This is a genomic window from Acinetobacter sp. Ac_3412, assembly GCF_013072675.1.
GTDB lineage: Bacteria > Pseudomonadota > Gammaproteobacteria > Pseudomonadales > Moraxellaceae > Acinetobacter > Acinetobacter higginsii.
Window position 1 is genome coordinate 242,854 of the sequence record NZ_LXUJ01000009.1, and the last position, 26,317, is coordinate 269,170.

General features: G+C 40.8%; 25 protein-coding genes, 2 tRNA genes and 1 other RNA gene. 17 read left to right on the forward strand and 11 right to left on the reverse strand.

Translation table 11 applies throughout. The features are described from left to right. Positions 1-17: 17 nt before the first annotated feature. Genes ispE through A7P54_RS09615 form a run of 3 tightly spaced genes read right to left on the reverse strand, consistent with a single transcriptional unit; the run spans position 18 to position 3,170 of the window. The gene (gene ispE / locus A7P54_RS09605) at positions 18-851 is read right to left on the reverse strand and encodes a 4-(cytidine 5'-diphospho)-2-C-methyl-D-erythritol kinase (RefSeq protein ID WP_171549433.1); all 834 of its coding nucleotides are present in this window, start codon (positions 849-851) and stop codon (positions 18-20) included. Between the two features lie 14 nt (positions 852-865). Beyond that, the gene (lolB, locus tag A7P54_RS09610) at positions 866-1,447 is read right to left on the reverse strand and encodes a lipoprotein insertase outer membrane protein LolB (RefSeq protein WP_171549434.1); all 582 of its coding nucleotides are present in this window, start codon (positions 1,445-1,447) and stop codon (positions 866-868) included. A 4-nt stretch (positions 1,448-1,451) separates the two neighbouring features. After that, positions 1,452-3,170, reverse strand: coding sequence for a tetratricopeptide repeat protein (locus A7P54_RS09615; protein WP_216077076.1), 1,719 nt, complete (start codon positions 3,168-3,170; stop codon positions 1,452-1,454). A gap of 79 nt (positions 3,171-3,249) precedes the next feature. Between A7P54_RS09615 and hemA the strand changes: the two genes are divergently transcribed. Next, the gene (gene hemA, locus A7P54_RS09620) at positions 3,250-4,533 is read left to right on the forward strand and encodes a glutamyl-tRNA reductase (RefSeq protein ID WP_004804973.1); all 1,284 of its coding nucleotides are present in this window, start codon (positions 3,250-3,252) and stop codon (positions 4,531-4,533) included. A gap of 7 nt (positions 4,534-4,540) precedes the next feature. Here hemA and A7P54_RS09625 read toward each other — a convergent pair whose 3' ends face one another. Both A7P54_RS09625 and A7P54_RS09630 read right to left on the reverse strand, forming a co-directional pair. Beyond that, the gene (locus tag A7P54_RS09625) at positions 4,541-6,427 is read right to left on the reverse strand and encodes a CHC2 zinc finger domain-containing protein (RefSeq protein ID WP_033134437.1); all 1,887 of its coding nucleotides are present in this window, start codon (positions 6,425-6,427) and stop codon (positions 4,541-4,543) included. A 127-nt stretch (positions 6,428-6,554) separates the two neighbouring features. Then, positions 6,555-7,658, reverse strand: a complete 1,104-nt coding sequence (locus tag A7P54_RS09630) for an outer membrane protein assembly factor BamD (protein ID WP_171549436.1) — start codon at positions 7,656-7,658, stop codon at positions 6,555-6,557. A 71-nt stretch (positions 7,659-7,729) separates the two neighbouring features. Between A7P54_RS09630 and rluD the strand changes: the two genes are divergently transcribed. The 3 genes from rluD (at position 7,730) to A7P54_RS09645 (ending at position 10,248) form a co-directional block, all read left to right on the forward strand. Beyond that, positions 7,730-8,779, forward strand: coding sequence for a 23S rRNA pseudouridine(1911/1915/1917) synthase RluD (gene rluD, locus A7P54_RS09635; protein ID WP_026057564.1), 1,050 nt, complete (start codon positions 7,730-7,732; stop codon positions 8,777-8,779). A 72-nt stretch (positions 8,780-8,851) separates the two neighbouring features. Beyond that, the gene (gene pgeF, locus A7P54_RS09640; RefSeq protein ID WP_171549437.1) at positions 8,852-9,592 is read left to right on the forward strand and encodes a peptidoglycan editing factor PgeF; all 741 of its coding nucleotides are present in this window, start codon (positions 8,852-8,854) and stop codon (positions 9,590-9,592) included. 83 nt (positions 9,593-9,675) lie between these two features. Beyond that, entirely contained in the window at positions 9,676-10,248 is a 573-nt protein-coding gene (locus A7P54_RS09645; RefSeq protein WP_151716560.1) for a flavodoxin family protein, read from the forward strand. 40 nt (positions 10,249-10,288) lie between these two features. Here the strand turns inward: A7P54_RS09645 and smpB are convergent, their stop codons facing one another. Beyond that, complete coding sequence (smpB, locus tag A7P54_RS09650; protein ID WP_005210928.1) at positions 10,289-10,765, reverse strand: SsrA-binding protein SmpB; 477 nt, start codon at positions 10,763-10,765, stop codon at positions 10,289-10,291. Positions 10,766-10,894: 129 nt separating this feature from the next. On the opposite strand from smpB, the gene coaD reads away from it, so the two are divergent. The 5 genes from coaD (at position 10,895) to A7P54_RS09675 (ending at position 12,511) form a co-directional block, all read left to right on the forward strand. Further along, the gene (gene coaD, locus A7P54_RS09655; RefSeq protein ID WP_004805114.1) at positions 10,895-11,386 is read left to right on the forward strand and encodes a pantetheine-phosphate adenylyltransferase; all 492 of its coding nucleotides are present in this window, start codon (positions 10,895-10,897) and stop codon (positions 11,384-11,386) included. 1 nt (position 11,387) lies between these two features. Beyond that, entirely contained in the window at positions 11,388-11,651 is a 264-nt protein-coding gene (locus A7P54_RS09660) for a YfhL family 4Fe-4S dicluster ferredoxin (RefSeq protein WP_004805118.1), read from the forward strand. A gap of 26 nt (positions 11,652-11,677) precedes the next feature. Beyond that, positions 11,678-12,033: RNase P RNA component class A (gene rnpB / locus A7P54_RS09665), an RNA gene on the forward strand. Between the two features lie 61 nt (positions 12,034-12,094). Continuing rightward, a tRNA-Met gene (locus A7P54_RS09670) sits at positions 12,095-12,171 on the forward strand. A 263-nt stretch (positions 12,172-12,434) separates the two neighbouring features. Beyond that, a tRNA-Met gene (locus A7P54_RS09675) sits at positions 12,435-12,511 on the forward strand. A gap of 112 nt (positions 12,512-12,623) precedes the next feature. Here the strand turns inward: A7P54_RS09675 and A7P54_RS09680 are convergent. Both A7P54_RS09680 and A7P54_RS09685 read right to left on the reverse strand, forming a co-directional pair. After that, the gene (locus A7P54_RS09680) at positions 12,624-13,655 is read right to left on the reverse strand and encodes a hypothetical protein (RefSeq protein ID WP_005205467.1); all 1,032 of its coding nucleotides are present in this window, start codon (positions 13,653-13,655) and stop codon (positions 12,624-12,626) included. Beyond that, positions 13,648-15,273 (reverse strand): NAD+ synthase, encoded by a 1,626-nt coding sequence (locus A7P54_RS09685; protein ID WP_033134440.1) that lies wholly within the window; start codon positions 15,271-15,273, stop codon positions 13,648-13,650. Before A7P54_RS09685 ends, A7P54_RS09680 begins: the two co-directional genes overlap by 8 nt. Positions 15,274-16,137: 864 nt before the next feature. Here A7P54_RS09685 and A7P54_RS09690 point away from each other — a divergent pair. Beyond that, positions 16,138-16,299 carry a hypothetical protein gene (locus A7P54_RS09690; RefSeq protein ID WP_004805126.1) on the forward strand — a complete coding sequence of 54 codons (162 nt, stop codon included), beginning with the start codon at positions 16,138-16,140 and terminating at the stop codon, positions 16,297-16,299. A 44-nt stretch (positions 16,300-16,343) separates the two neighbouring features. Here A7P54_RS09690 and A7P54_RS09695 read toward each other — a convergent pair whose 3' ends face one another. Beyond that, positions 16,344-16,880: a hypothetical protein gene (locus tag A7P54_RS09695; protein ID WP_005321396.1), complete on the reverse strand. Its 537-nt coding sequence runs from the start codon at positions 16,878-16,880 to the stop codon at positions 16,344-16,346. Between the two features lie 77 nt (positions 16,881-16,957). On the opposite strand from A7P54_RS09695, the gene A7P54_RS09700 reads away from it, so the two are divergent. Next, the gene (locus A7P54_RS09700; protein ID WP_171549438.1) at positions 16,958-17,683 is read left to right on the forward strand and encodes a tetratricopeptide repeat protein; all 726 of its coding nucleotides are present in this window, start codon (positions 16,958-16,960) and stop codon (positions 17,681-17,683) included. 55 nt (positions 17,684-17,738) lie between these two features. After that, positions 17,739-18,140, forward strand: coding sequence for a hypothetical protein (locus A7P54_RS09705; protein ID WP_171549439.1), 402 nt, complete (start codon positions 17,739-17,741; stop codon positions 18,138-18,140). Between the two features lie 78 nt (positions 18,141-18,218). Here A7P54_RS09705 and hemJ read toward each other — a convergent pair whose 3' ends face one another. Next, positions 18,219-18,671: a protoporphyrinogen oxidase HemJ gene (hemJ, locus tag A7P54_RS09710; RefSeq protein WP_004805133.1), complete on the reverse strand. Its 453-nt coding sequence runs from the start codon at positions 18,669-18,671 to the stop codon at positions 18,219-18,221. Positions 18,672-18,692: 21 nt separating this feature from the next. Further along, the gene (locus A7P54_RS09715; RefSeq protein WP_171549440.1) at positions 18,693-19,922 is read right to left on the reverse strand and encodes a beta-ketoacyl-ACP synthase II; all 1,230 of its coding nucleotides are present in this window, start codon (positions 19,920-19,922) and stop codon (positions 18,693-18,695) included. Between the two features lie 291 nt (positions 19,923-20,213). Between A7P54_RS09715 and A7P54_RS09720 the strand changes: the two genes are divergently transcribed. From A7P54_RS09720 to tuf, 5 genes are all read left to right on the forward strand, one after another. Next, a complete protein-coding gene (locus A7P54_RS09720) occupies positions 20,214-21,545 on the forward strand; it encodes an EcsC family protein (RefSeq protein WP_171549441.1) in 1,332 nt (443 codons plus the stop codon). A 160-nt stretch (positions 21,546-21,705) separates the two neighbouring features. Next, positions 21,706-22,080 (forward strand): 30S ribosomal protein S12, encoded by a 375-nt coding sequence (gene rpsL, locus A7P54_RS09725; RefSeq protein ID WP_004648013.1) that lies wholly within the window; start codon positions 21,706-21,708, stop codon positions 22,078-22,080. Positions 22,081-22,239: 159 nt separating this feature from the next. Next, a complete protein-coding gene (rpsG, locus tag A7P54_RS09730) occupies positions 22,240-22,710 on the forward strand; it encodes a 30S ribosomal protein S7 (protein ID WP_004638185.1) in 471 nt (156 codons plus the stop codon). A gap of 177 nt (positions 22,711-22,887) precedes the next feature. Next, positions 22,888-25,026, forward strand: coding sequence for an elongation factor G (fusA, locus tag A7P54_RS09735; RefSeq protein WP_004805140.1), 2,139 nt, complete (start codon positions 22,888-22,890; stop codon positions 25,024-25,026). Positions 25,027-25,118: 92 nt separating this feature from the next. Further along, positions 25,119-26,309, forward strand: coding sequence for an elongation factor Tu (gene tuf / locus A7P54_RS09740; protein WP_004802222.1), 1,191 nt, complete (start codon positions 25,119-25,121; stop codon positions 26,307-26,309). The last annotated feature ends 8 nt before the right edge of the window (positions 26,310-26,317 follow it).

The following is a 26,317-nucleotide window of genomic DNA, read 5'->3' on the forward strand; positions in this document are numbered from 1 at the left end:
ACCACTTGGCGACGCCCCTAACAGGTAACTTCAAAATGTCTTAGAGGTGATTCTGCTAAACTGTTGACCAAGTAAGCTTTACAAGGCGCGTTTTGCAAAATTTGCTCTATATCCATTTCATCGGTTACTTCAGTAAAAACACAAGCACCTGTACCTGTAAGCTTTGCTAGACCAAATTGATCTAAATATTGCATTGCTTCATCTACTTCAGGGTATAACTGTCGAGCCAGAGGTTCAAAGTTATTTCCAAAATTAGAAGGTTGTAACTGATAGGCGCAAAATGTAGTGATCTTAGAATCTCTTGTCAATGTTTTTTGTGAAAAAAGCTGTTGAGTGCTGATAAAACAGTCAGGTTTTAAGATTATGAATTTTTTTTGAGCTAAGTCTATGAATGATAAATGTTCACCGATGCCTTCAGCCCATGCATTACGACCTAAAACAAAGATCGGAACATCCGCTCCAAGCTGTACGCCATAATCGGCTAATTGCTGTTCATTTAAGCCGCATTGCCAGAGCTGATTCAGTACAATCAGTGTGGTTGCTGCATTGGATGAACCACCACCGAGACCAGCACCCATTGGAATATTTTTTTCAATGCTGATAGTTAGCCCACAGATTTTTTTTGCATGTGGTTTGAGTAGCTGTGCAGCACGATAGATTAAGTTTTGTTCAAGAGTGACTTCGTTCAGACCCTCAATTTGAATGATTTGCTCTGAGCATTGCTCAAAAGTCATCCAGTCATATAGATCAATCAGTTGAAAAATAGTCTGTAATTCATGATAACCATTGTCACGATGACCTGTAATATGCAGAAACAAGTTCAATTTAGCAGGGGAAGGCACTCTAATCATAAAAACAATCTAAATCATCGGTTTTGAATCACCATTGTAATACGGTTTTCTTTGTTATCGGCAAGTGCTTGCTTCAATAAAAGTTTATTGGGAAGGGTTTGCGCATCGTTATAGCTAAAATCAACCGTCCAGCCATCTTCAACTAACTGCTTTAGACGATTACTTTCATCTTTATTAACTTGTGCATCTTGAGTCGCAGGCTTAGCTTGTACCCAATAAGCGAGATGCATAATCGGTGCTTGCCAACCGGTTGCTTTCTCTAATAATTCTTCAGGTGTTTCAGCCGTAATTAGACCTGTTTTGGCACTGTTTAATGTCACTTCACCTGGTTTACCTTCGATCTGGGTTTTACCAACCCCTAAAATTCCAGTGAGTTCAATATCAAACTGATCCTGTTGTTGAACCCATGTGAAAAAAGCACTGCCAGATTGTTGTGGTGTGCGGACACCGATTTTACCTTGTAAGCTAAAATTATTTTCATCTTGAACTTGTGGTGATGCAATCACTTTATTTGGCTGACTTAAATGTTGGCAACCAGTTAAAAATAGAACGCTACTACTACAAACGGTGATGCATAATTTTGAAAACAAGCGCATGAATTTAACTCTTTTTTACGGTGATGGGTAAGATTAAGCTATCAAGTTGTTGTAATTGTGGGGCATTGGCATGTTTTTGTTTCAATTGCTGTAACACCTCGCTAAATTGCGTGAGTGCGCCTTGCATATATAAGGCTTTAGCATAACGAATACCAATATTGACATTCTCACTCAGCGAATACGCTTGGCCCAAGACTTTGGATGCGGTATCGAAATCATTTTGTAAAAAGGCGATATAGCCTAAGGTGTCTAGGATAGATGCCTGTTCTGGGGCAAAATCTAACGCTAGTTCTGCATATTTACGTGCTTCTTTAAGGCGACGGTTTTGTAGTGCCAGTGTATAGGCATAAGCATTGAGATAGGTTGGGCTATTGGGCTCAATTATTAAGAGTTGCTTTAATGTTCTGTCTAATTTATCTCGATCGGTATATGGATCGAGTAATAATACTTCGGCATAGATCAATTCTGGATCATCTGGCAAACTCTTAATCGCTTCATCCAGTAAAGCAAGAGCTGCTTTTTTATTATCCATCTTCTTTAAAATATCGGCTTGTGCTTGATATAAGAAACTGGCATGTTGTGGATAATTCACCCGTTCTTGGGTCAAGAAGCGTAAGGCATCATTCAGTTGACCTTGTTTTTCAAAGATCGCAATCATATTGCGTCGAGAAACGATATATAAACTACCATCGACTAGGCGATAGTATGCTTTTGCAGTTTCATAATGTTGTTTACGTTGTGCATTGATCGCAAGGTAATAATAAGCCTCATTTTGGTATTTTGCCGATGAGCGCAGTTCAACCAGATATTGTTCGGCTTTTTCGTATTGCTTTAAGTCAATACTGGTCAAGCCTGCAATAAAAAGAGCTTCTTCTGCCTTGGGATGGTCTTTAATAATATCTTCAAGTTTATCCAAGGCTTCTTGTTGCTGATTAATTTGAATGTAATAGCGCGCTTCCGCCATTCGTACATCAATATTATTCTTATTTTTGCGACTGGCTTGAGCAAACCATTTTTGAGTTTCCTCATCATTGCGCAAAGCCATCAATAAATTAGCTTTCATTAAAATGAAACTGGTTGATTTTGAACGTTTGCGTAACGCACGATTAATATTATTCAGTGCTTGTTCATACAAACCATCTTGCGCTTCTAAACCTGCAATTAAAGCGAGAATAGAGGGATTGTTGCGCTCCTCACTGGCACGGAGCGCATTGAGTAGAATCTCACGATCTTGTGCCTGTTCAGGTGCAATACCCGCCAAAATCTGTTCAAGATCGGCAGTAGGATCAATATTGAGAATCTTATCCAGCGTCTTGGCTGCTAACTCATATTCATGTGTTTTTAACGCGATATGAGACAAATAGAACAGGGCTGGAACATCTTTGGGTTCTTGTTCAACCCAATGCGTGGCAATATTTAAAGCAGCTTGTAAGTCATTGTATTCTAAAGCAATGTCTAAAGCACGTTGTTTAATGGTGGTTGAGTTACTACGAATCGCAAGCACAGTATAATTATGGAGTGCCGTTGCAATATCGTCATAAGCAAGAGAAAATTCAGCAATCATGCTCTGTTGCAGTGCATGCTCAAAGCTCTTATCTGCATACATGTCGTGTATTGCTTGTGCAGAGACATAAGAGCTCATGCTACCTAACAACAAGATTGTGGTAGAATACCGTCTAATCGTCTTGCCGCTAAAAAGGGTACGGCGATATAGCTGACGCAATTTTTATTGATCCAAAGTAATGCTTTTTATGACACCGATGTTGCACAATAACATAAATTTAGCGAAATGATGATCTGATATGTCTTTCTTTGCATTGGGCGTCAACCATCAAACAGCCTCTGTTGAACTTCGCGAACAAATTGCTTTCAATGCAGAGCGATTAGCTGCGCTATTGCTTGAACAAAACCAACATGCATCACTGAATGATTTAGTGGTGGTGTCGACCTGCAATCGTACCGAAGTGTATGCCATGACTGAAGATGCGGATAGCGTCCTGAGTTGGCTGGCCCAAGTGAATAATATTGATGTAAAACAGTTAATTCATCATGTTTATCGTTACGAAAATGCCCAAGCGGTTACACATTTAATGCGTGTTGCCAGTGGTTTAGACTCGCTGATGCTGGGTGAGCCGCAAATTTTAGGGCAAGTGAAAAGTGCATTGGCGCTGTCAAAAGATGCAGAAACTGTTTCGCCTGAATTGAATAGTGTCTTTGAATATGCGTTTTATGCAGCAAAGCGCGTCCGTTCTGAAACCTCGGTAGGAAGTCATGCCGTTTCAATGGGTTATGCGGTTGCGCAACTGGCCTCACAAGTGTTTAGCCACACTGAAAAACTCACAGTGATGGTGGTCGCGGCAGGCGAGATGAACACCTTGGTTGCCAAACATTTGGCCGAAATGGGGGTTGCTAAAATCCTGATTTGTAACCGTAGCCGCGAACGTGCAGATCTGTTGGCACAAGAAATTGCCCATCAAGTTGATGTGGAAATTATTCCCTTTGCTGAGCTTGCACAAAACTTGCATAGAGCGGATGTCGTCTCTAGCTGTACAGGTAGTTTGCATCAAGTGATTGAATATTCAGACGTTAAAGCTGCATTGAAAAAGCGTCGCTATCAACAAATGTTGATGGTCGATTTAGCTGTTCCGCGTGACATTGATCCGAAAGTGGAATCATTGGATAACGTGTATTTGTATGGTGTTGATGACTTACAAAGTGTAATTGATGAAAACCTAGCGCAACGTCGTCAGGCAGCTGTTGAAGCTGAGATTATGGTCAATCAATTGGCGACCCAATTGATGACTCAGCAAAAGGTTAAAGAGGCGAGTGGAACTATACAAGCCTATCGCCAGCACAGTGAAGAAGTGAGTCAAAAAGAATTGGCGCATGCTTTAGAATCGTTGCAACATGGAAATACTGCTGAACAGGTCTTACAAGAGTTTGCACATCGCTTGACCCAAAAGTTGATGCACCCAACCTCAATTTTACTTAGAGAAGCAGCTAAGGCTGAAAATCCAGATTACTTTGAATGGCTACAGCAACATCTACAAGATGTGTTTGAACATGAGCGTAAGCCACGCCAGTAATGGACAATTAAGACAATAAACGCAAACTAATCTGTTTGGTCAATTCATTCAGTTGTTGACGTAAATTACGCGATTCAATTAAAGAAATTGGCGATTTGAGTTTTAAGCGCAAATACTTCTCTTGTAGCCCTAGCGCATATTCTTTTGCAAGTTTATCGGCAACTTCAGGTGCTTGGGTTAAGGATTGGATATTGGTACGCTGCATAATATCCGCCAGTTCATGGCTATAACTACTACAAGCGCCCAGCACATAATAGGTTGCAAGTTCCTGATCATCAGGAAGATCATCAAATACAATATTCAGTGCCGCTAAAATCTTCGCCAATAATTCATTTTGATCAATCACCGCGCGTAGCTCTTCAAAATGAATATACAGGAAGGGATGATGCATCAGAATTGCTACCGCAAAATCTTCATCTTTGGTCTGAATATTAAAAGATAAAGAGGCATCATGACTGATTTGTGGCGTGAAGCGTTTGCCTAGACCGAGTTTTTCACGGAAAGACTGACTCAGCAGATAACGGAATGAGCCATGTTTGGGTAATAATTCTGTCAATTCACGCAGTTCACCCATGACCAGACTTTTACCTTCGGGTGTACTGACGTCATGTTGTCCTGTTAAATGGGCAAACACAAAGTCTGATAACAGTGGTGCTTGCTGTAATAATTTTTGGAAATTTTCTAAGCCTTCACGACGAATCAGGGAGTCTGGATCGTGCTCATTCGGAAGCACAAAGAATTTTAGTTCACGCCCATCATTAAGTAATGGTAACGCAATTTCCAAGGTGCGTCGTGCCGCTTTCTGTCCTGCGGCATCTCCATCAAAGGCGATGGTAATTCGAGAATTCTGTTTAAATAGCGTGGTTAAATGATCGGCATTACTGGCTGTTCCCAATGTCGCTACAGCACCATTGATGCCATATTGCTGCAAGGCAATCACGTCCATATAACCTTCGACCATCAACCAGTCATTGGCTTTGAGTTTACGGCCTTCATATAAGCCATAAAGCAATTGATTCTTATGGAACACTTCTGAATCAGGCGAGTTGATATATTTGGGTTTAATCTCATCGTTTAAGGCACGACCACCAAAACCCACCACACGGCCTTTATGATCGCGAATCGGGAAGATGACACGCTCACGCAATAAATCGAAATCTCGACCGCTATCACTGGAACGAATTAAGCCCAGTTGTTTTAAACCTTCAATATCTTGTGGGAAGGCTTTTTCTAAATGTTGCCAGTCTTCGGGGGCATAACCCAAACGCCAAAATTGAATGGTTTGTGGGGATAACCCACGTTGTTTGAAATAGTTTTGTGCCTTTTGACTATTAGGGAGTTGGCGTTCATAAAATTGGGCGACATTTTCTAACAAGTCGTAGAGATTACCTTCTTGTACTTGTTCTTGAATGTTAAATGAAGGATCAAACTGCGCAAAAGGATCATCCATATAGTGATCCATATCAACAAAATGATCGTCCAGCGCTTCCTGGATAGAAGGAGCTGGTGCTGTTGATTGCTCTTGCGGGGTTTGTGTGATTTGCGGAGCTACAGCCTGTTGTGGGCTGCGTTTATAGGATAATTTTTTATTGTCGTGATTATCTTTGGGTAATTCGATGCCTGTCTGATTAGATAAATCTTTCATTACATCGACAAAGTTACGACTGTCAATGTCCATCAAAAAGCGAATGGCATTGCCATTGGCTTGGCAACCGAAGCAATGATAGTACTGCTTATCTCGATAAACATGGAATGAGGGTGACTTTTCCTGATGGAAAGGACAGCAACCCGAATAAGTACGTCCCGTCTTTTTTAACTTCACACGTTGACCGATCAGATCGACAATGTCGGTTCGATCTAAAATTTGATCAATCGTATGTTGTGGAATTGCCATGTGTGTTTAACCATTTAAGACCGGGAGTAGAACATTGTTGCACTGCAAAATGTCAGGAATCATTGTTGCATAAAATAAAAAACAGGCAAGGGAGACTTGCCTGTTTGATGTATCAGATGATTGCAAATTAGTTTGCAGCATCGTCCTCAGATGTATTGCTCGCTTCTGGCTTATCGAGTAGGCCAAAGCTTAAACGGTTTTTCCAACTCGGTTTATTTTCCGTGGTTGCTGCTGGTGCTTCAGGTGCTACCACTGGAGCAGGTGTGGCTTGTTCAGTTTCAGGTTTATCAAACAAACCGAAGCTTAAACGGTTGGTTAAGCTGCGTTGTTCAGTATCGCTGCTTACTTCATCTTTTTTCGTTTGAACCGTTTTAGATTCGCGACCCAACAAACCTAAAGTTGCGCGATTCACCCAACTACCTTCTTTACGTGCAGCACGTAAATTCACTTCACCATTCGATTTTACGAGATTTGGATAGTTGAGTTTTAAGATATCAATATATTGCTGAGAGGTCGCATTATCGCCAAGTTTTTGATAGCTGTAAGCTAAAGTCGCTAATGCTTCAGGCGTTTGTGATGTTTGCGGATAGTGTTCAATCACCCATTGTGCACGTTCAGCAGCAGCAAGCCATGCTTTGCGTTCAATGTTGAAACGCGCTGCGTTCATTTCGCTTTCAGCCAATTCTTGACCAATAAACTTCATACGCTGTGCAGCATCAACCGAATATTGGCTACTTGGGAAGCGACGAATCAGTTCCACGAAGTTTTGATAAGCAACTTTGACATAGCTCACATCACGGTGAGATTGCTGTAAAGAAGTATAGCGAATCAAACTGTCGTAATTCATTTCCATGTTGGCTACGCCACGAACATAGTAGGCATAATCAACATTTGGATGTTGAGGATTTAATCGAATGAAACGATCTGCAAGTGCAATCGTACCTTCATAATCTTTTTGCTTGAATTTTGCATAAAGCAGCTCAAGTTGAGCTTGTTGCGTATATTGCCCAGTTGGATAGTACGTGTCTAAAGCTTCAAGTGACTTTACTGCATCGGTATATTGATTGCGTTCAAGCGATTTTATTGCTTTTTCAAAATAAACTTGTTCACTTGATTGTGGTCCTTTATCCACCACATCTTTCTTACTTGGATTGCTGCTACAGCCCACAAATGCAGACGCTACACCTAAAGATAGTGCAAGCACCGTAATTTTATAACGTGGTAGCGACATAAAAACTCCTCTGTTATTCTGGGCAATGAGCTACAATGGTGCTATTAAACCATTTTTGTACCGATCATCAAATGACTTCAGCACAATCTTCCAATTCAAACATCTCTGAAACAGATTTCTTACTCGAAGATTCTGTGGATGCAGATAATCATAATTCCGACTCAACTGCAACACGTTTATCGTTGCAAATTCAACTTGATGAAAACTATTTAGGTCAACGTATTGATCAGGTTGCCGCATTGGTTTGGAGCGAGTTTTCTCGTGAAAAACTCAAGCAATGGATGAAAGACGGTCATCTGTTGGTAAATGGTAACATTGTTAAACCGAAGTACCGTTGTGAAGGCAATGAGCTGCTTACGCTTGAAGTTGAACTTGAGACACAAACTTCAAGCCAACCTGAAAATATTCCATTAAATATTGTCTATGAAGATGACGATATTATTGTAATCAATAAAGAAGTGGGGATGGTCGTTCATCCAGGCGCAGGCAATCCAACTGGAACCTTAGTGAATGCGTTACTTTATCATGCGCCAAAATTGGCAGAGCTGTCTCGTGCAGGCTTGGTACACCGTATTGATAAAGACACCAGTGGCCTATTGGTGGTTGCAAAAAATCTGGAAGCTCAATTTTCTCTGAGCAAGCAGTTAGCCAAGAAAACCGTTTATCGCGTTTATGATTTAGTTGTGTATGGTAATGTCATTGCGGGTGGCACCATTGATGAACCGATTAAGCGTCATCCTGTAGACCGTGTCAAAATGGCGATCTTACCGGGTGGGCGTGATGCGGTAACACATTATAATGTGAAAGAACGCTTCCGTGACTTTACCCGTATTCAGGCACAACTTGAAACAGGGCGTACCCATCAAATTCGTGTGCACTTTAGCTATCTTGGGCATGGTTTGGTTGGCGATCCTGTTTATGTCAATCGTGTACGTTTCCCAGCAGGCGCATCAGAAACATTAACTGATAAGTTACGTAGCTTTAAGCGTCAAGCGCTGCATGCAGCCAAACTCGGTTTGGTACATCCGCGTACAGGTGAAGAAATGATGTTTGAAGCGCCTTGGCCTGAGGATTTTACTCAGTTGCTTGAAGTCCTCCGTAGTGAAAATGAAGCCTATTAAGTAAAGTTCCTTTTTAATAAAGGATGATTTATTCAGCTCCTCCCTTTGAAAAGGGAGGTTGGGAGGGATTTTATGGAATTTATACAAGGTCTGCCTAAAGGTATTTATGTTGGGCAAACACGAATTGAACATCCTCAAACTATTGCAACATCAAATGAAAATCTGTCTGGATTTAATCTGGCTTTGCATGTCAATGATGATGCACAACGTGTTCAACAGCATCGTATGGTCTTGTTGAATCAGTTATCTATATTTGGTGTAGATAAAATCACATGGATGACGCAAACCCATAGCACGATTTGTCATACCGTAAATGAACAAATTCCATTTATTGCGCTTGAAGGCGATGGCTTGGTTACGCAAAAAGCAGGCCATGCTTTAATGATGATGACAGCTGATTGCCTGCCTGTAGTCTTGGGCAATGCCGAAGGGACTGAGGTTGCCAATTTGCATGCTGGTTGGCGTGGTTTAGCCAATGGGATTATTGAAAATACTGTCATTGAAATGCGGTCTCAGCCTGCTTGGGCATGGCTAGGTGCAGCAATTAGCCAACCGTGTTTTGAAATAGGCGCAGAAGTTAAAGCTGCATTTTGTGAAAAATATCCTGAACTAGAAACAGCTTTTGTTGCTGGCCAAGTGATGGGTAAATATCATGCGGATCTTTATGCGATTGCTCGCTTTATTTTAAACCGTTTGGGCGTGGAAACTGTTTTTGGCGGAGATCAGTGCTCTTATCAACAAGCCGAAGATTATTTTTCTTATCGTCGTGATACAAAAACAGGACGAATGGCAACTTTTGTATTCATGCAATAAATTGCATCCCTTGTGTTGTTGATTCGCCATGTCGTAGTGAAAATGTTAAACTTGATCTAATTCATTGGTTTTTAAAATTCTCCATGTCTGTTATTGAGCAAATTATTCCCCAAGTTAAAGTTTGTGTGGTTTATCACAGTCCTTATGGGCATACAGCCAAAGTTGCGCAATATATTACTCAGGGTGCCGAGCAGGCAGGTGCAGAGGTGCATCTCATTTCTGTGGCTGCGCCACAGTGGGACTTATTAGACCAAGCAGATGTGATAGTTATTGGTTGTCCAACCTATATGGGCAGTCTCACAGCTGCATTGAAACAGTTTATGGAAGATTCGTCTAAACGCTGGTTGGCGCGGGCATGGCAAGGCAAACTGGCTGCTGGTTTTACCAATGGTGGCGGTCTTAGTGGCGACAAATTGGCGGTATTGCAGCAGATTAACTTATTTGCGATGCAACATGGCATGGTGTGGGCTGGTTTGCCATTTATGCCAACGGGAAGAAGCGCTTTAGATATTAACCGTATGTCGAGCTTTCTGGGCTTAATGACTCAGTCAGATAATGCCAGTGTTGAAATTACTCCACCTGAAGGTGATTTGGAAACTGCACGCAAGTTCGGAAAATATTTAGCTGAATTAAGATTGACACATATCCCAGTTTAATCTTGAACGAAAAAAAACCTCCAATAATTGGAGGTTTTTTTTATTTATACAGCAGACGAGATTTATCACGTTGCCAATCACGGTCTTTTTCTGTGGCACGTTTGTCGTGTAATTGCTTACCTTTCACCAGCGCAATTTCCAACTTAACCAAACGGCCTTTCCAGTAACAAGCCAACGGCACACATGAATAGCCTTTTTGATTCACTGCACCCAAAAGCTTTTCTAGCTCACGACGAGAGAGTAGCAACTTACGCGTACGTGTTGCTTCTGGAACGACATGGGTTGATGCAGACAATAAGGGCTGAATTTGTGAGCCCAGCAAAAAAGCTTCGCCATTTTTAAAAATCACATAGCTTTCAGTGAGGGTCATACGTCCTGCACGCAAAGACTTTACTTCCCAGCCTTGGAGGGACATGCCTGCTTCAAATTTTTCTTCGATAAAGTAATCGTGACGCGCTCTTTTATTTTGAGCAATCGTGCCACCATTATGTTTTTTTACAACTGTTGCTTGCGCCATAATCTAAACTTCCACAATTACAGCTATTGTGCCGTAAAACGCAACCTTTTTCCAATGTTTAGGAATTTCGCGTTTAGAGCCAAGATTTGTTAAAATACGCTCCTTATCTCATTAACTAGAGTACAACGCATGTCTAAAACACGTGTGATTTATCCGGGGACTTTCGATCCAATTACCAATGGACATGTTGATTTGGTTGCAAGAGCATCAAAAATGTTTGATGAAGTTGTGGTTGCAATCGCGATTGGTCATCATAAAAATCCTGTGTTTAGTTTAGAAGAGCGTGTTGAATTAGCCAAAGCATCATTGAGTCATTTGACCAATGTTGAGTTTGTTGGTTTTGATGGTTTACTGGTTAATTTCTTCCGAGAACAGCGTGCAACAGCCGTACTCCGTGGTTTAAGAGCAATTTCTGATTTTGAATATGAATTTCAACTGGCGAATATGAACCGTCAACTTGATCCACATTTTGAATCAGTCTTTTTAACTCCCTCTGAGCAATATTCATTTATCTCATCAACATTGGTAAGAGAAATTGCTCGTTTAAAAGGTGATGTGACCAAATTTGTGCCTGCCATTGTGGTTGAGGCCTTTGAACGTAAACATCAACAAGGTTGGTAGCGTGTCTTTATATATTACAGATGAATGCATTAACTGTGATGTCTGTGAACCTGTTTGTCCCAATGAAGCCATTTATATGGGTGAGCTGATTTATGAGATCGATCCTGCACTCTGTACAGAATGCATCGGTCATCATGATCAGCCACAGTGTCAGTTGTTTTGTCCCGTTGATTGTATTCCGCTCGATCCGCAACATGTCGAATCGCATGATGACTTGATGGCGAAATACAAAAAGTTAACTGGGCAAAAAAATGCGAGCAATTAACATCGATCTTTGATAAGATGCGCCACGAAGTGGGCTGGACGGTCGCTGCTGTGGAGGTCTCCGTGACTGAAACAGGGGAGGAAAGTCCGGGCTTCATAGGGCAAGGTGCCAGGTAACGCCTGGGCGGCGAAAGCCGACGGCAAGTGCAGCAGAGAGTAGACCGCCTCATTCGTGAGGTAAGGGTGAAAGGGTGCGGTAAGAGCGCACCGCGTGTCTGGTAACAGTTCACGGCAAGGTAAACCCCACCAGAAGCAAGACCAAATAGGAATCCTGAGGCACGGCCCGTGCTGGATTCGGGTAGGTCGCTTGAGCGTATGAGTGATTGTACGCCTAGAGGAATGATCGTCCTCGACAGAACCCGGCTTATAGGCCCACTTCTCAAATTTTTTAAAATTGTGCTTGACGTGTGTATTGAAAGTTAAGATAATGCGCCCACAGTTTTCGGCTATGTAGCTCAGTTGGTTAGAGCACCGCACTCATAATGCGGGGGTCACAAGTTCAAGTCTCGTCATAGCCACCATTTTATAGACCACGCTCCTGCGTGGTCTCTTTTTGTCTGTAGTTTTTGTAATCTTCAAAACAATCTTTTGACACTAGGTTCTCTGGTTATTTTTAATTGAATAAAAGCTCATTCATGACTCAATTTTGTCGTTGTAGCAGAGATCTGTTGAAATTTGATCAATTGATGGCTGATAGCATAAAAACTGTTCATATGTTCTATATTTTCAAGGTCATAGACTTGACCAACTGAATCGAAAACTAGATAATGCGCACACAGTTTACGGCTATGTAGCTCAGTTGGTTAGAGCACCGCACTCATAATGCGGGGGTCACAAGTTCAAGTCTCGTCATAGCCACCATTTTAAAAACCACGCTCCTGCGTGGTTTCTTTTTATCTGCTTATTACGTAAAAATAATTCATCAGATGTGCAAAAGCCTGTAAATAACTCATTTATTTACAGGCTTTGTTTTTTATAAATGTTTTTCGATGGTCGCTAAAGTTTGAGGACTTTCATAAAACGGTTTTAAAATGAGGGTAATGATCGGCTCGAGTACATCATGTTCATCTAAAGCCACCACGACTTTAGGATAGAAGCGTACCGCTTCATTGAGTAGATCTGTTTCTTCTATACCGATTGCAGCAAAAACATCTTCCAAACTTTCATCTTTATAGAAGTCATAAAACACTTTCACGCCGTATAAGATTAGATCTTGTATAAAAGAGGATTGGCGTAACTCTTTCCAATACTCATAGATCATCACAAAGAATTCTTCCACATCCAGTGGCGTGACTTGCTTGGTATATTCAGATAAAGGCTGGGCTTTGTTGTCGTCCCAGATATTGCGCGCAAGGCTCTCAAGGTCATCATTTGAAAGCAAGCTGAGATCAACTAGTTGTTCTTGAATGAATCGACCAATACTTTCTTCAATCTTTTGTTCAATACGCTGCTGTTGGCGATGCGAAAAGCTTTTTAGTTTTTGTTGCCATTCGTATTTGCTTTCAGAAATATGCGCTTCATCTGACTGAGCAAATAATTTTGGTAATTTGTTTTGTAGTGTTGTGGTGGCGATGTATTGGCACAACTGCTGAATCGAAGGGCTTTCTTTTAAAAACTGATTTAAATAATGGCGAATATTTTCCAGCTCTAAAAACTTGGATAGCCACATTTCAAACTGGTGATCTGAGAATACGTCTTGTAACTGTGCAGATGACTGTAAAGAAAAGACATGCAGTCTTTGTGCAATTTCTCCAATAAATTCTAATAGACCTGCACCGAGTTGCATTTCAAATGCATAGCGTTTTACAACCGCCTGAATTTGTTCTAATTCAACCACTTCCTTGAGCTGAATATTAGGTGCATGTTGGAGAAAAAGTTGAATAAATTGCTGGAAAAAATCAGCAGAAAGTTGAGTGGTGAGTTGATTTTTATAAAATGAAACTTGCTCAAGCATTAAAGCTTGAGCAAGTAATTGTGACTTTTCAGAAACAATTTTTTCAGTCATTCGCGGTCCATCCATTGACGATCGGGTAGCGTCGCTCACGACTGAAGGCACGTGAACTAATACGTGGTCCAATCGCGCCCTGACGACGCTTGTATTCATTACGATCTACCAAGCGAATGACTTTTTCGACCACTTCAGCTTCGTAGCCTTTGGCGATAATATCTGCTTGGCTGAGATCTTCTTCAATATAAGCATATAAGATGGCATCAAGTACATCATAAGCAGGTAATGAATCTTGGTCTTTTTGATCTGGACGAAGTTCTGCTGATGGTGGACGAGTAATCACACGCTCTGGAATCACAGGTGTTTCTTCAAGCGTGTTACGGTATTTTGCTAATTCAAATACAATGGTTTTATACACGTCTTTCAGCACTGAAAAACCACCAACCATATCGCCATAGAGGGTGCAATAGCCTACCGAGATTTCAGACTTGTTGCCTGTAGATAGCACGAGATTACCAAATTTATTAGATAAACCCATCAGTAAAGTACCGCGAGTACGTGCTTGTAAATTTTCTTCAGTTGCATCAGCAGGGGTATTACCAAAGAATGGGAACAAGGTTTGCATGAAGCTATTTACGATTGGGTGAATCTCGGCAATACCAAAGGTGACGCCCATACGACGTGCTTGTTCAGTTGCGTCTTCTACACTCATTTGTGAGGTGTAGGTATAGGGCATCATCACAGCTTGTACTTTATCTGCACCAATGGCATCAACCGCAATGGCCAATGTTAAAGCTGAATCGATTCCGCCAGATAAGCCAAGAATCACACCTGGGAAGCCAGAGCGTTGCACGTAGTCACGTGTTGCCATCACTAAGGCTTGATAAATCTCGGCAAAAGTTTCTAATGTAGGAATCGCATCAGTTGCTTTGAACTGTTTTTGTTCTGCATCATATTCAGCGTAAGCAAGCGCTTCTTGAAAGCTTGGTACTTGCAGTGCAAGTTGGCCGCTATTATTGCTGACAAAGCTTGAACCATCAAAAATAAGGTCGTCTTGTCCACCCACTTGGTTGACATAGACAATATTTAGACTCAATTGTTTTGCAAGTTCATTGAGGGTTTGAATGCGGTGTTGTGGTTTGCCCACTTCATACGGTGAAGCATTTAAGACCAGAACTGTTTCAACATTCAATTGACTGAGTTGTTTAACGGTATTCAGTGACCAAACATCTTCACAAATCAAGACACCGAATTTATGGCCTAGATATTCAAAAACAAGATGTTGATGACCTTCTTGGAAATAGCGTTTCTCATCGAACACGCCATAATTTGGCAGGTTTTGTTTGTTATAAACACCTAAAACTTGCCCGTCTTTCATGACAGCAGCAGAGTTATAGCGATGACCATCCTCAGTTTGGTGCACAAAACCGAATACCATCAAGATATCTTTTACTTCGCTTAATTGGGCAAACGCTTTTTGAGTGCGCTTTTGTAGATTTGGGCGGAGTAATAGGTCTTCAGCAGGGTAACCAAGCGTAGAAAGTTCAGGGAAGATGATCAAATCAGCCTGTTGTTGTTTCGCTAAATTTGCTTGCTCAACCATCTTTTGAGTATTTGCATCAATATTGCCAATGTGCGGAGAGAATTGAGCAAGGGCAACTTTAAAATTTTTCATTCAAACCTAATCCTAAGTCTTAACAAGTTCTGATATACAAGCTGTTGATTTATATGGGTATAATTATTTAAAACAAGTGTATATCATGGCGCCAAACATTTTATATCTTAAACAAAAATGACAAGTTTACTAATATATACTAAATGCACATTTTTCTGCGTAAAAATAACAAGTTTTTCTGTATAAAACAGCAACATTTCTCAATGTTTGCGTGATTATGGTGCATGATTATAAATAAATTGAATAGAGTCATATAAAGTTTTTTTCATGTCATTTTCGCATGTAAGCATGACACCCTAATTACAAGATCAACAAACAATAAAAAATTGAGAAAAAAGAACAACTTTAGGCTTTTACTTTACATTTAAAAAATATTTAAAACAGGTGTACTTTTTTAAAAAATGTTATTTTTCAATGGTTTGAAATTGTATTGTGTGTTTTTTATACCGTTTATCGGGAATATCTTTGCGACACTTGAGTGTACATTTGTGCACTGCTATTATCCTAATTAATGTGAACGGATGTGCACTTTGATACTCATCAAGTGTAACCAGGCACGTAAAATGAAGAGGTAACAACAATGTCAGTTTTATTATTTCCTGTAATTGCATTTGGTTTGGCTGTAGTCGTTGGTCGTGTGGGTACAGTAATGTTCCAAGAAAAAGATCAACAAGTTTAATTGATCATTAAATTTTGATTCATTTTTGATGAGGTAACGAACGATGTCAGTTTTATTATTTCCGGTAATTGCTTTTGGTTTAGCTGTGGTTGTTGGTCGTATTGGAACAGTAATGTTTCGCGAACAAGATCAGCAGGCCTAACCTAGTTTTTAAATAGTCATTTTAAATAAAGAGGTGCGAAATTATGACTTCAACAATTTTATTGCCTGTAATCGCCTTGGTATTCGCTATTGGTGTTGGGCGTATTGGTACCATTGTTAAGGATGCGATGCGTGTAGATTTTACGACTGATATGGATGATAGTCATGAACTTAATACTGAAACTCAAAAAGGCACTGCTGCATAATTTTTCTTGCACAATGCTTACTTAAAAAGCTCTGTAGTTAAAACTTACAGGGCTTTTTTATTTTTTAGAATAATGTTGGGGATTTTGTGGAAAAACACATCTCGTGCAATATCACCTTGTTGTTCGATGTTATAACTAGAAAAGGCTTTGTTTTTTATAAATTGATATCGATATGGATTGTATTGCTTAAAACTGAGGTAATAGCCAACTTGAAGGATTGCACCTTTAACAACCACATTGATTCCTTGCTGAAACTGTAAAATATGCGCTAGTTCGTGAATAAAGATTCCCTGCAAGGATGTGGAGCATGTTGAATAGTCAGGGCTAAAGTATTTCTGATGCACAAATAGATTGCCATTGGGTGCCATAAAAATATTAGTAGGTTGCCAAGGTAGGTAGGGAATATTAAAAATCTTTATTTGTGCATAATCGATAAGATCGCCAAAGACAGGGCGTGCCATTTCGATTTCACCAGACGTCAAACCACGATATTGAAATTGATTCATTTTGAGGTAAAAGATTAGGCTGGCAATGAATCGAGCTTTCAATTTTGGTAGAGCATGCTGTATTGGTTTGTTCATCTGAACTAGGCATCTGAAAAACGTGAAGATCTGGTTTATTCTAGAATAAAAGCAAACTAAACAGGGTGAATTTTGGTATGCGAAGCATTAAATTAATGGTTTTTTCACTCTGCTGGGTGAGCTGCGCAGCTTTTGCAAATTTAGACATACAGCACTATAAAAATTGTACGGGATCACCATTGAAAGCGTTACAAGCTAATAGCACGCTTTTTTTCTTAACCATTGATGCTTATAAAAATAATCAATACAACTATGCTGCAATCTTGGATGCATCTGAAACTGAAATGACGCAGTGTCTTATTGTTGATCAAAACCGAAACGTGATTTTAGATACCATACCCAGCATGATTTCTAACAGTTGCAGTGGACAATGGGATAAACAAAGTCATACACCGGTTTGGATGGCTGATATTGGTGGGGGAAAAGATGGGGTTAACTACTTTCACTACTTAGCTACGGAACAGTTAAAGCAACTCAATAAAAGAGATGTTTCTGAGATACAGCAAATTGTTGGGAGCATTGATTGCCAATTATCTACCTATAGAAAACAGGATGCAGCAGAACTAAACGATTCTGCATTTTTCCTTTATCAATTGGGTTATGATGATGCTTCATTAAGATTGTTAAACCATGTCATAAAATTAGATCCGAATAGAACTGTGGCTTACTTAAATCGAGCGGATGCTTATTTAGCTTTAAAAAATATAGGTCAAGCCAGAAAAAATTACATGATTTATGCTGATCAAATGAAAAAGTTGGGCTTATCCAACAAAGTCCCGTTAAGAATAAAAAAATATTTATGATCTGATGGCGAGCGCAGAAATACAGATCAATCATTTGCAGCAAGAGATGAAATGAATGATGAAACAAACTTTATGGTTGTGCCTATTTTTATCCGTGTGCGTACAGGCCTATGCAAGTAATGAATATTACTGTTTTGCTAATGGTAATGGCAAAAAATCAATTTTATTGGTTTCACCACAATATCAAAAGACACTGTCGATCAAGTATTATCCCTATCTCAAAGATATCAAGCTTTCTGAGCCAGTCCATATTGAAGAGGTTGAGATGGGTGAAGTCGCTCAGCCTGAAGTTTATAAGACCATGAATGAGCTGATTGATGGCAAAGTGACAGGGCAATATACCTTTGTGTCGCAAGGCTATATTCTTTATGGCGTAAGTTATCGTAATCTGAAAACAAAAAAAGAGACACATTTTGAGCAAGTGTCTTTGAATTTGAAGGGGATAAGCTGTTTGTAGTCTGGATGCCTAGATCGGAAACGAATGCTGTAATTGTTTTGAAGAAAATTACAGCATTAGAAAACAAGACTTGTTGTCTTAGAACTGAGGTTTTACTACGACTAAAATCACCACTGCAAATAGAATCAAGGTCGGCATCTCATTAAAGAAGCGCCAAAACTTGTGTGATTTATAGTGGGCATTGCCAATCAGTTTTTTACGGTAATAACCACAAACAAAATGGTAAATCACCAATAAACCGACTAGACCGACTTTAAGATAGAACCATAAAGCTTCATGATAATGTCGGGTTGCATCACCCCAATCAACCAGAAAGTGGGCGGTAATAAGTGTGGCAATCATAGACGGCCACATAATACCGCGATACAACTTACGTTCCATGACTTCAAAGCGTTGATGGCTAACTGCATCTTCACTCATGGCATGGTAGACATAAAGGCGTGGTAAGTAGAACAATGCAGCGAACCAACACACCACAGCAATAATATGTAATGCTTTTACCCACAAGAAAGCATCAGAAGGTGCATCCATCGATAATCCTGCTAAATGGGATTATGCATCCCACTTCTTGAAAATAAGGCAGGCGTTAACACCGCCAAAGCCAAAACTGTTACTCATGACAGTATTCAGTTTTGCATCACGTTTTTCAAGTACAATATCGAAACCTTGTGCGCCTTCATCAAGCTCAGTCACGTTGATGTTTGGCGCAATAAAGTCATTTTGCATCATCAAGACAGAATAAATTGCTTCCTGAACGCCCGCAGCACCTAAGCTATGACCCGTCATCGATTTGGTCGAGCTGAGTGGTGGAACTTGTCCTTCACCAAATGCACGTTCCATTGCTTTAAGCTCAGTTACGTCACCCGCTGGTGTTGAAGTACCGTGTGTGTTGACATAGTCAATTTGCTCTACACCATGCTGTTTTGCTTCATCCAACGCCATGATGATACAACGTGTTGCACCTTCACCACTTGGCGCAACCATGTCAGCACCATCACTGTTTGCAGCATAGCCAATCACTTCAGCGAGGATATTCGCGCCACGCGCTTGCGCATGTTCAAGTGATTCAAGCACAACGAAACCACCACCACCAGCAATGACGAAACCGTCACGGTCTTTTGAATATGGACGTGAAGCAGTTTCTGGTGTGTCATTATATTTTGAACATAATGCACCCATTGCATCAAACAATAAGCTTTGTGACCAGTGATCTTCTTCACCACCGCCAGCAAGCATTAAATCTTGTTTACCCAATTGAATCAGGTTGTAGGCATAACCAATTGCATCGGCAGACGTTGCACATGCACTGGTAATCGAGTGCGCTACGCCTTGCAGTTTAAATGCAACACCAACATTGGCGGTAATGGTGTTACTCATATTACGAGGTACAAAGAAAGGACCGATTTTACGCGCGCCTTTTTCCTCTAACAGTTTGATCATTTCTGCAACAGATGCAGTTGAGTTACCACCAGAACCGCCAGCGATACCGTAACGTGGATTGTTTGCCAAATCTTCTTGTTTCAGTCCAGCATGTTCAACAGCTGCGACAGCTGCGTTATACGCATACATCGCACAGACGCCCATAAAGCGTTTCAGTTTGCGATCAATACCATCAAAATCCTGTTCAGCTACAGCGCTGACATGGCTTTTGAAATTCAGTTCTGCATAAGTTGGATTTAAACGTGTGCCTGAGATTCCATTTTTTAAAGAATGAGTGACCTCTTCTAAAGAGTTACCGATACATGAGTTAATGCCCATACCAGTGATTACAACACGTTTCATTTACAGATCCCTTTTATGGTAATACTTAAGCCCTGTGCATCTCGCTATGAATACAGATCAGGAGAAAAATAACGATTAAAATGGCTTATGAGTGAATGACACCATGATAGCAGAAAGGTTTTTTATTTCTTATGGCAAATCTTATGCCTATTTCCAGTTGTGTAAATATTCGTAAATATTCGCGATGTTGTGACGAAACGTAAAGAAAGAACACAGATAAAAGTTGAGATAAATCTGCATTCAACCTAGTATTTACCTAGAAATGCACAGATTACACAACAGAGGTACTTGATGACAAAATCTAAAAACAAGCAATCTTCAGGTTTATTTGCACAAGCCTTTGGAGTGGCTAAAAAGCTCAGTTCAGAATTGCAGAAATTTCAAGTTGCCCCAACCACATCGGGTGCGGAACTCGCGAATTCATCCAATATTGTTGAAGGAAAAGCACGTTTCAAAAGTCCATTTGAGGTCGAAAAATACGAAAATCCTCAACAAATGCTACGTCAACAATTTCCAAAACTATCTCATCAATTGTTAGGTCGTCATTATAACCGAGTGAATAGTGTGGCTTCGTTTGTATCACCAGATTTGGGCGATAAGGTCTCAGACTATTTATTCCAATGGTTAAATGAGTTTAGTTCAAATAGTTCTTTGACTGAAAAAATCCTTGAGGAAGCAGGGGTCAAAGATATTATGGAACTGACCACAGATACCGGACGTTCACAGCGCCTAAGTCAGGCATTAATTGAGCAAAATAAATTATTGGCTGCAGCACAAGGAGCGATTACAGGTGCAACGGGAGTCTGGGGTGCAGCGATCGATATTCCAGCATCTATTGTTTTGACCTTGAGAACGATTTATCAAACTGGTCGTTCACATGGTTTTGATTTATCTGAGGATACAGATCAAGAAATTGTTGCTTTCATCTTTAAAGAAATTGATTTGAGTTTAGTTGCGGAAAAACAAACCTTGTTAGTTGCGTTAAAAGCGTTGAAATCCATGTTGGAAACGCATGATTTGCAACAGTTTCAGCAATTGTTAGGTTCAAATAATGATATTGAGTTGGTGAAAAAATGGTTAGTGGATGAAAGTGGTGAGTTTAAATGGAACTGGCTCAATCGGATTCCTCAAGCTTCTGTGCTTAGTAAATTGACACCTGTTGCAGGTGCAGCGCTAGGTGGTTTCTATAGTTGGAGACTATTAGAGGATGTTGGGCACAAATCGCAATCTATTTTTGGTGCAGCTCGCTTCTATATTAATGAACATCCCCATGAAAAAATTTCGCCACTAGATGCATATTTTAAGGCGGAAGCTTTATTGAAAAAGGCGAGCCCACGTTTGTTAAGTGCAGCGGCAGAAGCCAACAAAACCACAGCATCAGATGAACAGAATGATGTGATTACTAAAGTGACGGTTCAAGTGAAAGCAAATAAAGCTTCGACAGTCGCTGTGGGTGACAAGGTAGAAGAGGGAATTCAGCAGCTTGCAGAACAGCATGTGGTTGAACATCCCCATGCAGAACAACAGCCAGCATTAAAAGCACAGCAAGATGAAACTTTTGAGGATATTGAGGCTGAGCAAAAATCAATTGATATAGAACCTGCCTCAACAAAACATAGCTAAATCTGGCTGTAATGTTTTAGACATAAAAAACACGACAAACATCAGAAATGGTCGACACTTCAAATGTTGACCATTTTTACTTCTTAGCTTACAATTATGTGCCCTTAAAAAGAGGTTCTTTCCTTTTTTTAAGGTTGTTTAATAACGGGAGAATTGCCAAATGGCAACAACAAATCAGTTGATCCGTAAGGGTCGTACAACTTTGATTGAAAAATCTAAAGTTCCTGCGTTGAAGGCTTGTCCACAACGTCGTGGTGTATGTACACGTGTTTATACTACTACACCTAAAAAACCTAACTCAGCAATGCGTAAGGTTTGCCGTGTTCGCTTAACTTCAGGTTTTGAAGTATCTAGCTATATCGGTGGTGAAGGTCATAACCTACAAGAGCACAGTGTTGTTCTTATCCGTGGTGGTCGTGTTAAAGACTTACCAGGTGTACGTTACCATACCGTTCGTGGTTCTTTAGACTGTGCTGGCGTTAAAGATCGTAACCAGTCACGTTCTAAATACGGTACTAAGCGTCCTAAGAAGTAATTCTAGGAAACTAGTCCAAACAACCCTTTAGCGTTTCGCTTGTTTGAATTCTTCATAGTTTTGTAATTCAAGCGACGTATAGTAAGGCCAGCGAAAGTACATGACACTCGTACAAACTGCTGGATTATCCTGAAGTGTCATATTATTAGGTGTATTAAAATGCCAAGACGTCGCGTAGTCGCTGCTCGTGAGATCCTTCCAGATCCAAAATTTAGCAGCCAAACAATCGCTAAATTCATGAACCACGTAATGCAAGATGGTAAAAAATCTGTTGCTGAAGGTATCGTTTACGGTGCTTTAGAACGTGTTCAAGAAAAAAACAAAGTAGACCCAGTTGAATTTTTTGAGACTACTCTTGAAAAAGTTCGTCCTATGGTCGAAGTAAAAGCACGCCGTGTTGGTGGTGCTACTTATCAAGTACCTATGGAAGTACGCCCATCCCGTCGTACTGCTTTAGCTATGCGTTGGTTAGTAGATGCTGCTGCTAAGCGTTCTGAAAAAACGATGGCTTTACGTCTTGCTGGTGAGTTGCTTGATGCAGCTGAAGGTAAAGGTGCAGCGATCAAAAAACGTGAAGACGTGCATCGTATGGCTGAAGCCAACAAAGCCTTCTCTCACTACCGTTTCTAAGCGGATAAAACAGTCCCTAATCAGGAGAATATTCATGCGTACCGCAGCTCGATTCAACATCGCTCTTTACCAAAGTGGGGGCTTTGCGGGTATTTAAGTTGCCTGCTTGGATATTTGTGCGCATCAATTTAATTGATGCGTCCTGTTTTAAATATAACATTTAGGAATGTAGACATCATGGCTCGCCAAACCCCAATTAGTAATTACCGTAACATCGGTATTTCTGCGCACATTGACGCAGGTAAAACAACTACAACAGAACGTATTTTGTTCTACACAGGTGTATCTCACAAAATTGGTGAAGTACACGATGGTGCAGCAACAATGGACTGGATGGAACAAGAGCAAGAGCGTGGTATTACAATTACCTCTGCTGCAACGACTTGTTTCTGGTCAGGTATGAGTAGCCAATTCCCACAACACCGTATCAACGTAATCGATACACCGGGACACGTAGACTTCACAATCGAAGTTGAACGTTCTATGCGTGTTCTTGATGGTGCGTGCATGGTTTACTGTGCTGTTGGTGGCGTACAACCTCAGTCTGAAACTGTATGGCGTCAAGCGAACAAATATAAAGTGCCTCGTTTAGCGTTCGTGAACAAGATGGACCGTACTGGTGCAAACTTCTTCCGTGCTGTTGATCAAGTTAAAACTCGTCTAGGCGGTAATCCTGTTCCTATCGTTGTGCCAATTGGTGCAGAAGATACGTTTGCAGGTGTTGTTGACCTCATCGAAATGAAAGCGATTATCTGGGATGAAGCATCTCAAGGTATGAAGTTCGAATACGGTGATATTCCTGCTGACCTCGTTGATACTGCGAACGAATGGCGTACTAAGATGGTTGAAGCTGCGGCTGAAGCATCTGAAGAGTTAATGGACAAGTACCTAGAAGAAGGCGATCTTTCTAAAGAAGAAATCATCGCTGGTTTACGTACTCGTACTTTAGCATCTGAAATCCAAGTTATGCTTTGTGGTTCAGCGTTCAAGAACAAAGGTGTTCAACGTATGTTGGATGCTGTAATTCAATTCTTACCTTCTCCTACAGAAGTTAAAGCGATTGAAGGTATTCTTGACGACAAAGATGAAACTAAAGCATCTCGTGAAGCATCTGACGAAGCTCCGTTCTCTGCACTTGCGTTCAAAATCATGAACGACAAGTTCGTAGGTAACTTAACATTCGTACGTGTTTATTCTGGTGTTCTTAAACAAGGTGATCCAGTTTATAACCCAGTTAAATCTAAGCGTGAACGTATCGGTCGTATCGTGCAAATGCATGCGAACGAACGTCAAGATCTTGATGAAATCCGTGCAGGTGATATCGCAGCGTGTGTAGGTCTTAAAGACGTTACTACGGGTGATACATTATGTGATGAGAAAAACATCATTACACTTGAGCGTATGGAATTCCCAGAGCCAGTAATTTCATTGGCTGTTGAACCAAAAACTAAAGCTGACCAAGAAAAAATGTCAATTGCTTTAGGTCGTTTGGCGAAAGAAGATCCATCGTTCCGCGTTCGTACAGACGAAGAATCTGGTCAAACAATTATTGCTGGTATGGGTGAGCTTCACCTTGACATCATCGTTGACCGTATGAAGCGTGAATTCGGTGTTGAAGCGAACATTGGTAAACCAATGGTTGCTTACCGTGAAACGATCAAAAAGTCTGTTGAGCAAGAAGGTAAGTTTGTTCGTCAAACAGGTGGTAAAGGTAAATTCGGTCATGTATATGTTCGTTTAGAGCCTATGGATGTTGAAGAAGCTGGTAAAGAATACCAATTCGCTGAAGAAGTTGTCGGCGGTACAGTACCTAAAGAATTCTTTGGTGCGGTTGATAAAGGTATTCAAGAACGTATGAAGAATGGTGTATTGGCTGGTTACCCTGTTGTGGGTATCAAAGCGACATTATTCGACGGTTCTTACCACGATGTCGACTCTGACGAATTATCGTTCAAAATGGCTGGTTCATACGCTTTCCGTGACGGTTTCATGAAAGCTGATCCTATCCTTCTTGAACCAATCATGAAAGTTGAAGTAGAAACTCCAGAAGACTACATGGGCGATATCATGGGTGACTTAAACCGTCGTCGTGGTATGGTTCAAGGTATGGACGATCTTCCTGGTGGAACAAAAGCAATTAAAGCAGAAGTTCCATTGGCTGAGATGTTTGGTTACGCGACTCAAATGCGTTCTATGTCTCAAGGTCGTGCGACGTATTCTATGGAATTCGCTAAATACGCTGAAACTCCACGTAACGTGGCTGAAGGCATCATCGCTAAGTTCCAAGCTGGCGGTAAAAAAGGTGACGACGAGTAATCTTTCGATTACTATATTACCCAACTAAATTTAGTTAAAAAACCAAGTGCTCATGGGCGACCCTCATGAGCAGTTTATAAAGGAAGATCATCATGGCTAAAGCCAAGTTTGAACGTAATAAACCACACGTAAACGTGGGTACAATTGGTCACGTTGACCATGGTAAAACAACTTTAACTGCTGCGATTGCAACTATCTGTGCAAAAACTTACGGCGGTGAAGCGAAAGATTACTCACAAATCGACTCAGCTCCTGAAGAAAAAGCACGTGGTATTACAATTAATACTTCACACGTAGAATACGATTCTCCAATCCGTCACTACGCTCACGTAGACTGCCCGGGCCACGCCGATTATGTTAAAAACATGATTACTGGTGCTGCTCAGATGGACGGCGCGATCCTTGTGTGTGCTGCGACTGATGGTCCAATGCCACAAACTCGTGAACACATCCTTCTTTCACGTCAGGTTGGTGTACCTTACATCATCGTATTCTTGAACAAGTGTGACCTTGTTGATGATGAAGAATTACTTGAATTAGTAGAAATGGAAGTTCGTGAACTTCTTTCTACTTATGACTTCCCAGGTGATGACACTCCAATCATCCGTGGTTCAGCGCTTCAAGCATTAAACGGTAACGATGGTCCTTATGGCGAGAAAGCTGTAATCGACTTAGTTGCTGCACTTGACTCTTACATTCCAGAGCCAGAACGTGCGATCGATAAAGCATTCTTGATGCCAATCGAAGACGTATTCTCTATCTCAGGCCGTGGTACAGTTGTAACTGGTCGTGTAGAAGCTGGTATCGTAAAAGTTGGTGAAGAAGTTGAAATCGTAGGTATCAAAGATACGGTTAAGACTACTGTAACTGGCGTAGAAATGTTCCGTAAATTGCTTGACGAAGGTCGTGCAGGCGAGAACTGTGGTGTTCTTCTTCGTGGTACTAAGCGTGAAGACGTACAACGTGGTCAAGTACTTGCTAAGCCAGGTACAATCAAGCCGCACACTAAATTCGATGCAGAAGTATACGTACTTTCTAAAGAAGAAGGTGGTCGTCATACTCCATTCCTTAACGGTTACCGTCCACAGTTCTACTTCCGTACAACTGACGTAACTGGCGCGATCAAATTACAAGATGGCGTAGAAATGGTAATGCCTGGTGACAACGTTGAGATGTCAGTAGAGTTAATCCACCCGATCGCAATGGACCCAGGTCTACGTTTTGCGATCCGTGAAGGTGGTCGTACTGTAGGCGCTGGTGTTGTTGCTAAAGTAACTGCATAATCGCTTAG